The 13,943-nt window shown below is 70.1% G+C and carries 12 protein-coding genes; 3 read left to right on the top strand and 9 right to left on the bottom strand.

Features of this window, described 5'->3' with window-relative positions:
* Nucleotides 1-93: 93 nt before the first annotated feature.
* A complete protein-coding gene (locus WMF42_RS18920; RefSeq protein WP_061606998.1) occupies nt 94-606 on the bottom strand; it encodes a DUF507 family protein in 513 nt (170 codons plus the stop codon).
* A 41-nt stretch (nt 607-647) separates the two neighbouring features.
* Here WMF42_RS18920 and WMF42_RS18915 point away from each other — a divergent pair, with 41 nt between their 5' ends.
* On the top strand, nt 648-1,580 hold the full coding sequence (locus WMF42_RS18915) for a Crp/Fnr family transcriptional regulator (RefSeq protein WP_233561259.1): 933 nt from the start codon (nt 648-650) through the stop codon (nt 1,578-1,580).
* Nucleotides 1,581-1,798: 218 nt separating this feature from the next.
* On the opposite strand, the gene WMF42_RS18910 is transcribed toward WMF42_RS18915, so the two are convergent.
* The 6 genes from WMF42_RS18910 to WMF42_RS18885 form a co-directional block, all read right to left on the bottom strand.
* A complete protein-coding gene (locus WMF42_RS18910; RefSeq protein ID WP_061606999.1) occupies nt 1,799-2,890 on the bottom strand; it encodes a TIGR04552 family protein in 1,092 nt (363 codons plus the stop codon).
* A gap of 93 nt (nt 2,891-2,983) precedes the next feature.
* On the bottom strand, nt 2,984-3,163 hold the full coding sequence (locus tag WMF42_RS18905) for a hypothetical protein (protein ID WP_061607000.1): 180 nt from the start codon (nt 3,161-3,163) through the stop codon (nt 2,984-2,986).
* A gap of 441 nt (nt 3,164-3,604) precedes the next feature.
* Nucleotides 3,605-4,066 (bottom strand): hypothetical protein, encoded by a 462-nt coding sequence (locus tag WMF42_RS18900; protein ID WP_061607001.1) that lies wholly within the window; start codon nt 4,064-4,066, stop codon nt 3,605-3,607.
* Nucleotides 4,067-4,071: 5 nt separating this feature from the next.
* Nucleotides 4,072-4,500 carry a c-type cytochrome gene (locus WMF42_RS18895; RefSeq protein WP_437693413.1) on the bottom strand — a complete coding sequence of 143 codons (429 nt, stop codon included), beginning with the start codon at nt 4,498-4,500 and terminating at the stop codon, nt 4,072-4,074.
* Between the two features lie 211 nt (nt 4,501-4,711).
* Complete coding sequence (locus WMF42_RS18890; RefSeq protein ID WP_081426314.1) at nt 4,712-5,299, bottom strand: OmpA family protein; 588 nt, start codon at nt 5,297-5,299, stop codon at nt 4,712-4,714.
* A gap of 573 nt (nt 5,300-5,872) precedes the next feature.
* Nucleotides 5,873-6,967, bottom strand: coding sequence for a hypothetical protein (locus WMF42_RS18885; RefSeq protein WP_233561261.1), 1,095 nt, complete (start codon nt 6,965-6,967; stop codon nt 5,873-5,875).
* Between the two features lie 330 nt (nt 6,968-7,297).
* Here WMF42_RS18885 and dnaE point away from each other — a divergent pair, with 330 nt between their 5' ends.
* Nucleotides 7,298-10,936, top strand: coding sequence for a DNA polymerase III subunit alpha (gene dnaE, locus WMF42_RS18880; RefSeq protein ID WP_437693412.1), 3,639 nt, complete (start codon nt 7,298-7,300; stop codon nt 10,934-10,936).
* Here dnaE and WMF42_RS18875 read toward each other — a convergent pair.
* Nucleotides 10,929-11,930 (bottom strand): AAA family ATPase, encoded by a 1,002-nt coding sequence (locus WMF42_RS18875; protein WP_437693411.1) that lies wholly within the window; start codon nt 11,928-11,930, stop codon nt 10,929-10,931. The genes dnaE and WMF42_RS18875 overlap by 8 nt on opposite strands.
* Nucleotides 11,931-12,028: 98 nt before the next feature.
* On the opposite strand from WMF42_RS18875, the gene WMF42_RS18870 reads away from it, so the two are divergent.
* The gene (locus tag WMF42_RS18870) at nt 12,029-13,330 is read left to right on the top strand and encodes a DUF4388 domain-containing protein (protein ID WP_061607006.1); all 1,302 of its coding nucleotides are present in this window, start codon (nt 12,029-12,031) and stop codon (nt 13,328-13,330) included.
* Here the strand turns inward: WMF42_RS18870 and WMF42_RS18865 are convergent, their stop codons facing one another.
* Nucleotides 13,331-13,942, bottom strand: a complete 612-nt coding sequence (locus WMF42_RS18865) for an HAD-IIIA family hydrolase (RefSeq protein WP_437693410.1) — start codon at nt 13,940-13,942, stop codon at nt 13,331-13,333.
* Between the last annotated feature and the right edge of the window lies 1 nt (nt 13,943).

Here is a 13,943-nt window from a genome sequence, read left to right as displayed (position 1 = left end):
GGCGCGAGCCGGTCGGGGGTTCTTCTCGGGGTGAGGGCCGCGATCGCTCGCTAGCCCGCTTCGCAGGAGCTCGTCCGCCCGGCGCGGAGTCGCCTACACGAGCCCCTTGCGCCGCTGGATCTCGCCCATGACCCGCTGGTACTCGATCTCCCAGGTGCGGGAGCCTTCCTGTACATGGCGGAGCTTGCCGCGCACCTCGGTGTCGAGCGCCTCGTCCATTTCGAGGTACTTCCGGAGGACAGGCCGTATCCGGCGCCGCAGGTCGTGGTCCTCGACGAAGACCTCCTCGACGTTGTTCGAGTGCATGAGCATCTCGAGCAGCTGGTCGAGGAGGTAATCCATCGTTTCCTCGCCTGTCTTGATCCCCTTCTGCTCCGCGGCCAGGCGCTTGACCCGGTTGAACTCGCCCTGGGGGAGCCCGCGTGCCTGGAGGATCTCTTTGGCCCGCTCGGTCGCTTCACGGTCGGCGTTCAGGTAGCTCGTGAACACCGACTCGACGTCGAGCGCGACCTCTTTCTTCGACGTGCACTCGATATCGCGGTTGTCCACGAGCGCGCGGACGATTTCTTCTGTGAGAGGAGTAATTTTGCCGCTAAAGAGGCGCATCCAACGTCCGTAGCTGGAGGAGCGGTCGAACTGGCTCCCCCGTGCAGGGGTTCATTCACGGGGCGTGCCCGGCTCAAACCGAAAGGTACGGGCCGCGTCTCGGGGATGTCAACGCAAGTAGGAGGGTTCCGGTAAAAGTCGGAGCCGCCCGGCCGGTGGGGCCTCCCGGAAACAGCAGGACCGCGACACCGCAAACCGCAGGAGCAGCCGCGATGATGATGGGTAAGGATGCGATGGCACGGAGCGTCAGGGTTCAGCCTGGCGCGCTCGGAAACGACGGTGGACTCGACCTCGACTCGCGCAAACGTCGGGTTGTCCGGCGTGGCGCGATCGGCAACGCGGCATCCCCGGCCACGCAGGCGGCGCTGGCCGACGGGGGGACCATCCAACGCGTCGCGAAGGGACGTCACCTGGTGACGCAGGGCGACGCCGCGACCGCCCTCGCGATGCTCAGCCTTGGCCGCGTCCGGCTGGTGCGAGGGATGAGCGACGGGCGCAGCCTGTCGCTCGGCTACAGAGGGGCCGGCGACGTGCTCGGCGAGGCGGCGCTCGGCGGCGTCACCGCGCACCGGGAGAGCGCGATCGCCACGGAGGACGTCGAGGCGCTCATCGTTCCGCTGACGACGGTGCGGAACCTGATGGCGAGCGATGCCAACTTCGCCGCCGCGATCGTGACCACGCTGGTCGAGCGCCATACGGACACCGAGGAGCGCCTTGCCTCGATGCTCTTCCGCAACGTGGAGGCCCGCCTCTGTGAGTTCCTGCTCAAGGCCGCGACGCGCTGGGGCATCCCCGATCCGCGCGGGGTCCTCATCTCCGCGCCGTTCACCCATCAGGAGATGGCGAGCATGATCGGCTCCACGCGCGAGACCGTCACGCTCACCCTCGGCGACCTCCGTCGCAAGGGGGTGATCGAGATCGACCGCCGCCGGATCGTCGTCCTCGATCGCGACGCGCTGAAGGCCCGCATCTGAGCTCGCTCGCCCGGCGGCGTCGTTGAGGGGACGCGCCCCATCGACGCGCCGCCCGCCGCCGCCCAGGCGGCTCGCTCCGCGGCTCCGCTCCGACCGCTCGACTGCTCCCGGCGTCGCAGCGGCGTCCGCCTCCCTGCTCCAAGCGCTGCTTCGACCACGGACCGCTCCAGGGCTCCTGCGGGAGCTCTGGGCGCTTCCGTCGCGCCCCGCGCGCGCGCCTAGCGATCGCGCTTCGGCCCGCCGCTCACCGGGTCGCGCGTGGAGCGGACGCCGAGCTTGAGCCGGCGCATCACGGCGTGCTTCTGCCGCTCCTTGTAGCGGGCGTGGCTCGCCTCGCCGACCTCGTTCGCCGCCTCGGTCTCGCGGTCGATGAGCTGGAACTCGCAGAGAACGAAGATGATCGGCCCGAGCGCCCAGGCCGCGGGCGGCGCCATGTCGAGGATCTCGGCGGGGAGGCGCACCGGCAGATCCACGACGAAGTGGATCACGCGGTAGCTCCGATCGCTGAAGCTGTTGTCGCCGGCCGTCAGCCCGTCGTCGACGTCGGTCTGCAGCGCCTCGAGCATCGGCAGGAGGAAGGGACGCGTCTCGCAGTAGCTCCGGAACCGCAGGATCGTGTTGGTGCTCTCGCCGGGCACCACGTAGTTGAACGGGAACAGGCGCTCGGAGAGGTACAGGAGGACGGGGAGCAGATCGTCCACGGTGCGGCAGACGATGCGGAAACGGAGCTTGTCGTAGATGGCCGCCGCGGTCGTGTCGGTCTTCGAGAGCAGCTTCGTGTAGAGCGAGTCCTTGTTCTTCCGTCCGCCGATGAACTCGGTGATCGGGAAGCCCGCCGCGAGCATGCCGCCGATCACCCGGTAGACCTTCTCCTCGACGAGGTGGAAGACGTCCTGGTCCGACATCGGGATCGAGAAGAGGAGCTCGCGCCCGGCCAGGTGATGGATGATGTGCATCGCCTTGAGGATCGTGCAGGCGCAGAGCTGACGGTGGCCCTTGCCCGAGGCGAGCATCAGGATCTCCTCGACCGACGCGCGCGCGACAGGGCTCGGGATCGGGAACTCGAAGTGGCGGCGCAGGTACGCGACCGCCTCGTTCTTGACGCTCTCGAGGTGGGCGCGATCTCCCGGCTCGTCCGGCCGGAACTCCTGCGCAAGGAGGAGCTCGCGCGCGGCCTGCTCGCTGTCGAGGTTGAGCCTCCGCCAGTCGATGACGGACTCGCCGCGCAGGATGAGGTGCACGGACTCGAGGTCCATGAGCGTGAACTCTTCGAGCCGCTTGAGTCGGCCGACGGAGGCGTCGTGCGTCATGACCTCACGCTCCCCGAGCGGTAGCGCCAGGGTCGCCGGCCGCCCGGGGAACCGTCGCGTCGACGTGCAGCAGGCGGCCGCTGGGAGAGAAAGTCAGGAGACAGGGGCGTTCGGCGGGGCAGGGCGAGAGCTCGGGGTGCGACCGAGCGACAGGGTGCCGAGGAAGATGCCGATCGTCAACGCGACGACGGTAGCGTGGCCGAGGTAGGCGCCACTGCAACCAATGGCAGCAAACGGGGCGAGCGCAGCCAGATACCACGGGGTGATCCTCATCGGTTCTCCTTCTCCGCCTCCAGCGACACTGTACGAGCCGCTTGGTCGCTCCCTTCGAGGGGGCACCACGATGCATCACGGTCGTCCCGGACAGAGCGTGTAAGTCGTTGTAGGATAAGGTGCCACGCCCTGCTTTTGCGGGCCAAGAAGTAGCGGCTTCGGGGGGAACGCATCAAGGGAATTCGTTCTCACTTTCCATTCCCACTCGAACTGCCGGCGCTGGATGCAAGAATAGCTCAACGAAAACAATGACTTGGTTTTGAAGTCGGAGCTGTTGCATCAGGGGTGGAGCGCGGTCCGCCGGACGCGAGGTAGTGCCTGAGGGACACGCCGCCAACTCACGGCCCTGCCTGGCTTGTCAGTTTCCGGGAGTCAACGGTCTCGTGCGCCAGCCGACCACGGTTGTGCAGTGGCATCCGTCCAGCTCGAGCGGAGGGCCGTTCAGCGTACGGGGAACGTGATCCGGGACGCGTCGCCGAGCGTTACCGCCCGGCTCGTGACGTCGCGCCCGCGCGTCCTGCCCACCGCGATCTCCATCTGGTAGACGCCGTCAGGGAGCCGCACCTTCGTGAGGACGGCCCGCGGCGCCGTCCCCTCGGCGAAGCGCCACGAGCTGCCATGGACCGGCGCGACGTCGGCCGCGCCGTCCGTAGAAGACCGGTCCGACCAGGTCACGTCGAGCTGCACGACGGTCGACGCGTCGTCGAGGCGCAGCTCGATCTCCCGCTCCTCGGGGAGCCCCTTGAAGAGGGCGCTTCCCGCGAGCAGCACGCCGGCGACGAGGATCGCAGGGGCGAGGCGCTTCATCCAGACGGGCCGCGGGGCCGGCTCGACCTGCGCTTCGTCCGTGACCTGCGCTTCGTCCGGATCGGGGTCGCGTTGTGCCTGAGGAGGCGAGCTCATGGGCTTCAGCGGGCGGCGCGCTTCGTGCGGATCCGCTTCACCAGGCCGTCGATGACCTGCTGCGGCAGATCGAAGGCGGGCATCTTGTTCTTGCCCTTCCTGATCGTCTCCGCCATCTGCGCGTCGGTCACCCGCTCTTGCCACGCCGCGTCGGTCAGGTCGGGGGCGCGGACCATCGGACCCTGCGGTCCGTCGCCGCGGCCGGCCCTCCCGTGGCAGCTCGAGCAGTTCCGCTGCCAGGCGAGCTCGATGAGCCCCGGATCGGTCTCGTTCGAGGCGACGGGTCGAGCGGCGACCTTGCCGCCCTGGTTCTCGTTGGGGCTCGGCGGATCGTGATCGGCCGGCGTCCATTCGCGGACGTCGCCCGGCCCGGGATCGCAACCGAGGAGGCCGACGAAGAGGACGGCGGCGCCAAGGAGGCGACCGAGGGGCATGTCGTGGCGTCTCCGCATGTCGTGGAGGACTACGGATAGTGAAGATGGTGGGGGAGGCAAGAAAGAAGGACGAGGGGACGGAATCGGCCGCCGGCGCACCACGAAACGGCGCTGCGCGCCGGCGGGGTCGATCAGCGGTCAGCGCGCCGAGCGCGCGGCGTGCGCGCGCCGAGCGCACGCGCGCCGTCCGATGCGCGCCCGGCGGAGCGCGTCACTTGCAGGGATCGCCGGCGACCTTGCCGCCGCCGTCCACCGGCTGCTTGTCGACCGCCTTGCCCTCGACGGCCGCGATGAAGAACCCGGTGCGGCGGTTCTGGGCCTTGCCGTCGGGCGTGTTGTTGTCGGCGACCGGCTTGGACTCGCCGAAGCCGACGGCGATGAAGCGCTTGCAGTCGTGGCCCTTCGCGACGAGCCAGCGGGCGACCGACATGGCGCGCTTCTCCGACAGGGTCTGGTTCAGCGCGTCGTCGCCGTCCGAGTCGGTGTGGCCCTCGATGCGGAGCAGGCTGACGTCCTTCCGCTGGTTCAGGAAGTCGTCGACGATGCTGAGGACCTCGTCGCTCTCGGGCAGGAGCTTGTCGCTGTTCGTCTCGAAGACGACCGGCCCGGGCAGCTCGACCTGGTTGCCCTTCAGCTTGAAGGTCATCTTGAAGCGCGGGCGGGGCTTCTTCTGCTCCTTCGGCGGCTCGGGCTTCGGCTCCTCGGGGGGGGGCGGAGGCGGGGCCGGCTCCTTGCTGCCGGAGTTGAACGAGGCGCTGGCCGTGCAACCCGTCGTCACGGCGGCAGTGCCAACCATCATCACGGCGCACAGAACGGAAGCGACGTATCTACGCATGGACGTTGTTCTCCTCTGAGGGCACGAGCCAGGGCTCGCGTCGGCAACCCGCCGGGCTGACGCGCTTGGACGGCAGCTCGCCATGAATCTTCACCGCCGTCGGGCATTTGCGTGGTGGACGCATCGAAGCGACGCCCGCCTTCTAGCGAAAAGTCAGGACGAACGAAACCGGGAAGAGGTCGCCGCCGTGGACCCGTGCAGGCGGACGGACCGGCAAAAGACGCTGCCGAGGCCGCTCTCGCTGCGCGTGTACCCTGGACGGGCGGGGTCGTTCCTAGAGACGCTCGCAGGGCGCGCGATGGCTCATGGGCGAGCACGATCTTCGCGAACCACGTGAACGAACGTGAATGTCGCAAACGGCGCGAGCGCCGCGAAGGACGGGAACGGACCGAGCAGCGTGAGCCGCTCGCGCGTCACAGGCGGTTGGAGGGATGGCGGAGGGCACCCGCGGGGTGCCCCAGGGAAGGGCCCGCGGAGCCCTGAGCGAGGGCTCCGGAGCGTCGTGCTCAAGAGAAGGGTTCGAGAGCGCGCCCGTGCTCAGCCTCCGCTTCCGCCCGCGCCACCTGCGCCACCCGTACCTCCGCCGCCCGCGGCCTCACCGCCTGCGCCTTCACCGCCCGCGCCCGCGCCGCCCGCGCCTCCACCGCCCCCGCCTTCGCCCGCTTCCCCACACGGCACGCCGGTCGTCGTGGCAGGGGGCGCGATCTCGCCGAGCTGGACCTGCTTTGCCGTGAACCCGATGCCGATGGAGATGGCATCGCACTCCTGGCTCGGATCCTGGCTGCCATCCTTCAGGATGTCCGAGGCGCGGCGGACCTGGTCGAGGATCGTCTCGATCCCCGAGCCCTCGCAGACGCCCGGCTGGACGGCGCCGATCACGCTGCGCAGCTCTTCGGCGAGGACGGCCGTCTCGAGCACGCCCGCGATCGTGCCTTTGACAACCGACTTGTGATCGGGCGCGAGATCCATCGCGATCCGGACGTTGCGGATCGTGAGGCCGATCGTGGTGCCCGAGAAGGTCAGGTTCAGCTTGAAGCTGACCTGGGACTCCGGGCCCGACACCCACGTGTTGTCGACGACGTAGCTGGCCGGGAACACGACCTTGGCGCTCTCGATGTCCTGCGCGTCCTCGAGCAGCTCCGGGACGACGGGCCACTTGTCGCTCCCGTTCCACACGGGCGCCGCGCCGAGCGTGGCGCCGCCGTAGAGCTTCGCCGTGAGGGGGTTGTACGACGGCTGGTCGCCGAGGCCGTCGAGCTTGAAGATCACCGTGAAATCACCGTTGGCGATCGCGTCGGTGACCCGGGTCGACGGGTCGGCCAGGAAGGTGGAGATGAGGCTGACGAGCTTGTTTCCGAAGGAGTTGTCGATGCCGTTGGCGCCGTCCGGATACACGTCGGAGGGGGAGGCGCCGTCGGCCGGCCTGCACAGGTCCTGCGATACGGTGCTGGACACCTTGCCGTCGAGGTTGAAGCCGTACTGCTTCCAGCTCCCGGCCGCCTTCTTCCCGTCGCGATCGGTGTCACCGAGGAAGAGCCGGTCGATGCCGAACGCGACGCCCTCGCCGTCGCCGGGCTGCGCCGGTCCAGGCGGAGGAGGCTGACCGGGGGCGGGGACGACGACGTCTTCCACAGGATCCGCAGGATCGGAGCCGCACCCGGCAACAGACAGGAGCGCCGTCGCAAGATAAACCGCGACGGCGATACGGGAATGACGCATCATCGACCTCACTTTCTGGAAACCCCACCCCGGATCAGGCAAGTGCTCTCAAGCGCGAGCACATGCTAGCGCCGGCCTGCGCGCCTCATCAAGGGCGATCCCCGCTGCGCAATGCGCTATATGTGAGCGCGAAAGCAAGCGCTGGTCGGTCGCCCAGATACCTGTCAATTCCGTCTTTCGTGTTCCCTGATTACCGGCCTTTCCCGATTCGCCCCGCCATGAGAAGCCACCTGGAAGCCTGCTGTGACCGCTGAGTTCATCCACCTCCACGTGCATTCGCAGTACTCGCTCCTCGACGGCGCGCTGCGCATCAAGGACCTGGCCGCGCGCGCCAAGTCGCTGGGAATGCGGGCCGTCGCCCTGACCGACCACGGGAACATGTTCGGGGCGATTCAGCACTACAAGGCCTGCAAGGACCAGGGCATCGGCGCGATCATCGGCTGCGAGGTGAACGTCGCGCGGAGCTGGGGCGCGTCCGCGGGGCAGGTGTCGCGCTCGGGCGTGGACGAGACGCCGGTCGATCACCTCGTGCTGCTCGCGACGTCCGAGGAGGGCTACAAGAACCTCGTCCGCATCGTCTCGAAGGGGCACGTCGATCCGGCGAGCGGGCTCGCGCCGAGCGTACGGCTCGACATGGTCGCGCAGCACAGCGCGGGGCTCATCGGCCTGACCGGGTGCATGGGCGGCGTGGTCGCCCAGCGGATCCTCGAGCAGGGCGAGGACGAGGGGCGCGAGGCGCTCAGCCGGCTCAGGGACTGCTTCGCGCCGGGCAGCCTGTATGTCGAGCTGCAGGACCACGGGCTGGTCGAGCAGTCGGTGCTCAACGGGATCCTGGCGCGCGCGGCGGGGGACCTGGGCTTGCCGCTGGTCGCCACGAACGACGCGCACTTCGGCGCGCGCGAGGACGGCGAGGGGCAGCTCTACTTGTCCTGCATCGCGGCCAACCGGACGTTCGCGGAGGCGAGCGACGCGCACCACGGCAGCTTCGAGATGTTCCTCAAGCCCGCCGACGAGATGACGCACCTCTTCCGCGGCTACCCGGAGGCGGTCCGGTCGACGCTCGAGATCGCCGAGCGGTGCTCGGCGCTGAAGCTGAAGCTCGGCAAGCCGATGCTGCCGACGTTCCCGCTGCCGAGCGGGTTCGCCGACACCGGGTCGTACTTCCGGCACGTGGCGCACGAGGGGCTCACGAAGCGGCTCGCCCAGATCGCGCGGACCGGCCGGAAGGTGGATGAGGCTGTCTACCGGGCGCGGCTCGACATCGAGCTGAACGTCATCGTGCAGATGGACTTCCCGGGCTACTTCCTCATCGTCTGGGACTTCATCAAATACGCCAAGGATCACGGCATCCCGGTCGGGCCGGGCCGCGGATCGGGCGCGGGCTCGCTCGTGGCCTATGCGATGGAGATCACCGATCTCGATCCGCTCCCGTACAACCTGCTGTTCGAGCGCTTCCTGAACCCGGAGCGCGTCAGCATGCCCGACTTCGACGTCGACTTCTGCATGGACCGGCGCGACGAGGTCATCTCGTACGTCACGAAGAAGTACAGCAAGGAGGCGGACAAGCCCTCCGTCGGGCAGATCGCGACGTTCCACGAGCTCAAGGCGCGGAGCGTGATCAAGGACGTCGCCCGGGCGATGGCGTTCCCCGCGAACGAGGCGCAGAAGATCGCGAGCCTCATCCCGCAGAAGAGCCCGGGGATCATGTACACGATCCCCGAGGCGCTCGACATCGAGCCGAAGCTCAAGGCGCTCAAGGAGAGCGACCCCACGGTCGCGGAGCTCCTGAAGCAGGCGCAGAAGCTCGAGGGCCTGACGCGGCACGCCGGCATGCACGCCGCCGGCGTCGTGATCAGCGAGGGGCCGCTCTGGGATCACGTCCCGTGCTTCAAGAACGGCGAGCAGCTCGTCACGCAGTACTACAAGGACGACGCCGAGCTGGCCGGCCTCGTCAAGTTCGACTTCCTCGGGCTGAAGACGCTCACCGTCATCGACATCGCCGTCAAGCTCGTGAACGCGCGGCCGGACATCGCCGCGAAGGAGGGCGCGCGGTTCGACGTGAACACGGTGCCGCTCGACGACACCGCCACGTACGCGCTCCTCCAGTCGGGCGAGACCACCGGCGTGTTCCAGCTCGAGTCGAGCGGCATGCAGCAGCTCTTCAAGGACCTCAAGCCGGACGCCTTCGAGGACATCGTCGCCGCCGTGGCGCTCTACCGGCCCGGGCCGCTCGGCACCGGCATGGTGAAGGACTTCGTCGACTGCAAGCACGGCCGCAAGCCGATCGAGAAGATGCACCCGCTCGTCGACGAGCTCCTCAAGCCGACGTACGGCGTCATCGTCTACCAGGAGCAGGTCATGCAGATCGCGCAGCAGCTCGCGGGCTACACGCTCGGCGGCGCCGACCTGCTCCGGCGCGCCATGGGCAAGAAGAAGCCCGAGGAGATGGCGAAGCAGAAGGCGACGTTCGTCGACGGCTCGCTGAAGAACGGCGTGAAGGCGGAGGACGCCGAGCGCATCTTCGGGCTCCTCGAGTACTTCGCTGGATACGGCTTCAACAAGAGCCACTCGGCCGCGTACGCGCTGCTCACGTACCAGACGGCCTACCTGAAGGCGCACTACCCGGTCGAGTTCCTGTGCGCGCTCATGACGGCCGACCGCGACAAGATCGAGAAGGTCGTGCGGATCATCGCGGAGGGGCGCGCGTGGGGGGTCGAGATCCTGCCGCCCGAGATCAACGAGTCCAAGACGGACTTCACCGTCGTCTACAGCGCGAAGCCGGGGACGAACGGCAAGCGCGTGACCGGCACGCGGCGCGGCGGCTCGCGGGTTCGGGACCCGTACGACCCGAAGATCCGCTTCGGGATGGGGGCGATCCGCGGCGTCGGCGAGTCGGCCCTCGAGGCGGTCCTCGAGGCGCGGGAGGCGGGCGGCGCGTTCTCGGATCTGTTCGACTTCGCCGAGCGCGTCGATCCGCGGCGGGTCAACAAGGGGGTGTTCGAGGCGCTCGTGCAGTGCGGCGCGTTCGACGCGAGCCTGCAGGCGCGGGGCATCTCACGGGCGCGCGCGTTCGCCGGGATCGACCGGGCGCTCGAGCGCTCGCGCAGCGCGAGCAAGGAGCGGAACAGCGCGCAGATCGGCCTGTTCGCGGCGGTCGCGTCCAAGAACGAGGTGCGGCTCGACGACTACCCGATGGCGGAGGACTGGGACCTGCGCGAGACGCTCTCGCGCGAGAAGCAGTCGCTCGGGTTCTACGTCTCGGGGCACCCGCTCGATCGGTACGGCGTGGACATGAACCGCTTCGACGTGACAGCGGTGAGCGCGCTGGCCAGCATGGACCCGTGGTCCAGGGTGCGCGTCGGCGGGATGGTCGAGGGCTACCGCGAGCGCATCTTCAAGGGAGGCGGCGGCAAGATCGCGTTCTTCGTGCTCGAGGACACGTCGGGCCGGGTCGAGGTCAAGGTGCGCGAGAAGCAGATCGAGGCCTTCGGCGAGCTCCTGAACCGGGGCGAGCCGGTCCTGATCTCGGGGAAGGTCAGCTTCCCGATGGTGGAGGAGGGCGCCGAGGAGGCCGAGTCCGCGCCGCGCGAGCCGACCCTCCTGCTCGACGAGGTGCAGCCGCTGTCCGACGCGATCCTCGCGCAGACCCGGAGCGTGGCGATCACGCTGAAGTCGCGCATCGCCAGGCGCGAGCACATCGACAGGCTCGGGGCGCTCCTGCGGGCGAGCCCGGGCGTGTGCCCGGTGCAGCTCGTGATCCAGCTCGACGACGGGGCGGAGGCGGTGCTGTCGTTGGGGCGCGATCTCCGCGTCGAGCCGAACGACGCCATGCTCGGGCGGCTCGAGAAGCTGTTCGGCGAGAAGGTGGCCGAGCTCAGGTAGCCGGCTCGCCCGCGCCCGCCTGCTCGGCGGCCCGCGCGAGGGCGCCGAGCTTGGCCTCCGCGTCGCCGCGATCGCCCTGGTGCTTGAGCAGGACGCCGAGCGTGTCGCGGGCGACCTCCGGGGTGATCGCGCGCTTGCCGAGCAGGAGCAGCGCGCGGGCCCAGTCGATCGTCTCGCTGATGGCGGGGGATTTCCGCAGGTCCATGGCCCGCAGGGCGCCGACGAACGCCACGATCTGCGCGGCGAGGCGGGGCTCGATGCCGGGGAGCGCGATCTTCAGGATCGCCACCTCGCGCGACGGCGGCGGGTAGTCCAGGAACGCGTGCAGGCAGCGGCGGCGCAGCGCCTCGGTCATCTCGCGGGTCGCGTTCGTCGTGAGCAGGACGAGCGGCGGGTGCGCGGCGCGGACCGTGCCGAGCTCGGGGATCGTGACCTGCATCTCCGAGAGCACCTCGAGCAGGAACGCCTCGAACTCCGGATCGGCGCGGTCGACCTCGTCGATGAGGAGGACGACAGGCGCGGCGCTCCGCAGCGCCGCGAGGAGCGGGCGCGCGATCAGAAAGTGCTCGCTGAAGAACGACGCCTCGCTCCCCGCGATGGCGCGCGCGGCCTCGGAGAGGCTCGCCGCGCCGGCGATCTCCTTCGCGACGGCGTCGCGCAGAAGCTGCGTGTAGAGCATCTGCTTCGCGTAGTCCCACTCGTACAGCGCCTTCGCCTCGTCGAGCCCCTCGTAGCACTGGAGCCGGATGACCTTGCGGCCGAGCGCCTCGGCCGCGGCGCGGGCGAGGTCGGTCTTGCCGACGCCCGCCGGCCCCTCGAGCAGGAGCGGCCGGTGCATCCGCAGGGCGAGCCATAGCGCGAGCGACGTCGCCGGATCGGAGATGTAGCGGGCCGCCGCGAGGCGCGCGTCGAGCTCGTCCGCCGAGGCCGGGGTGTCGTCGCGGGCGCCGCGCGCGGCGGGCGCGCCGCCGTCGTGATCCGGAGGGAGCGTCACGGCGGGACGGTAGCACGCCCCGCGCGGCAGCCCGATGACATGGCGCGCCAGCGGCCCGTCGTGGCCGCCCTCCGGGCGGTGGGTTAGAAATCGCGACGATGACGGAAGAGCACCATTCCCTCGTGCGCGTCGACGCGACCGGCACGGTTCACCCCGTCGACCTGGACGCGAGCAAGCGCCTGCGCGCGCGGCAGGGGGTGTTCCAGCTCCTGCCGTCGCCGGACCACCTCGTCGTGATGCGCCACGTGGGCAACGAGGCGCCGCGCGATGAGGCGCCGCGCGACGCGGGGGCCGGCGCGGCCCTCCGGCTCGCCGGGCAGATCACGGGGCCGGGCGCGCTGTGCGACGTCGTGTCCCTCATCGGGCAGGCAGGGTGGCGCGGCGAGCTCGTCGTGATCGACGGCGCTGCGAGCCGGTCGCTGTTCTTCGAGCCCGGCAACGCGGTCGCCGCGCGCTCCAGCGTCGAGGGCGACCGCATCGGCGAGGTGCTCTACCGTTATGGCGCGCTCTCCCGCGAGCAGGTCGACGCGACGCTCGCCGCCGCCGCGCCGGACGCGCGCTTCGGGGAGGTGGCGGTGAAGCTCGGCTTCGTGTCGCGCGAGCGGCTGTACCAGCTCCTCAGCGCCCAGGCGGAGGAGATCGCCTACCGGGTGCTCCTCGCGGGGGAGGGGATGTTCTACTTCCTCGCGGGCTTCGACGAGGAGCAGCTCGCGCGCCGCCAGAACCTCCCCGTGCACGCGCTGCTCCTGGAGGCGGTGCGCCGCATGGACGAGATGCGCTACTTCCGCGAGCGGATCCCGTCGGACCAGCACGTGCCCGCGCGCGTACCGGACCGCGGCGCGCCGCCCCCGGAGCTCCGCGCTGTGTACGACGCGGTCGACGGCCAGCGCTCGGTCGCGGACGTGGCGCGCGCGCTCGGGCAGGGGGAGTTCGAGGCGACGCGGGCGCTCTTCCAGCTCGCGCAGTCCGGCCGGATCGTGGTGCGCGCGCCGGGGCCGACGGGCGCCGCGGCCGGCATCGCGCTCTTCAACGAGGCGATCGCGTCGATCCACGCCGCCGTCGACGCGGCCCAGCGGGGCGACGAGGTGCGGTGGCAGCTCGCCGCGTTCGTCGCGGGCGCGGGGATCTACGACGCGCTCTTCCGCGGGGCGGGGCCGGCCGCGGACGGGACTTTCGATCCCGTGCGGCTCGTCGAGAACGCGGCGCTCATCGTCGGGCCCGAGCCGGCCGAGGCGACGCTCTCGCAGCGGCTGTACGAGTACGTCTCGTTCGCCATGTTCGTCGCGGAGCCGTGCCTGCGCCTCTCGCCCGAGGGCGTCCCGCTCTCGAAGCGCAGCGACAACCAGCCCCCGCTGTCGAGGCGCGTCGCCGAGCTCGTGGGCCCGCTCGCGTCGAAGTAGCTAGCCGATCGGCGCGGCGAGGATCTCCGCGGCCAGGAGGTCGAGGCGCGGCGCGGCGCGATCGGGGCAGGGGAGATCGGCCTCGCCCCGGAGCGGGCACAGCTCGCAGCGGCGTCGATCGAGGAGCAGCCCCGCCCGCATGCCCGCGGCGCGCGCGGCCGCCACGTCGCTCGGCGCGTCGCCGATCATCCAGCTCGCCGCGACGTCGAGATCGAGATCGCGCGCGATCGACGTGAGCATGCCCGGCATCGGCTTCCTGCACGCGCAGGGGCCGATCAGCGCGGGATCGCCGCCCGGGCCGCCCTCGGGGTGATGCGGGCACGCCGCGAGCGCCGCGATAGCGACGCCCGCCTCGCGCAGCCCGTCGACGAGCGCGCGGTTCGTGCGCTCGATCGCCGCCCAGGGGACCTGCCCCTTCGCGGCGCCGGGCTGGTTGGTCGCGATCGCGAGCAGGAACCCCGCGTCGGACAGGCGCCGCAGGCCCTCGATCACGCCGGGCAGGACGCGGATCTGGTCCGGGTGAAACGCCGTCACGACAACGCCGAGCTCGGGATCGCGCACCACGTCGATGAGGGTGCCGTCGCGGTCGAGCACGATCCCGCGCCTCGCCACG

The organism is Sorangium sp. So ce176 (assembly GCF_051519835.1).
Classification (GTDB): domain Bacteria; phylum Myxococcota_A; class Polyangia; order Polyangiales; family Polyangiaceae; genus Sorangium; species Sorangium cellulosum_G.
This window is presented reverse-complemented; position numbering and strand designations above follow the sequence as displayed.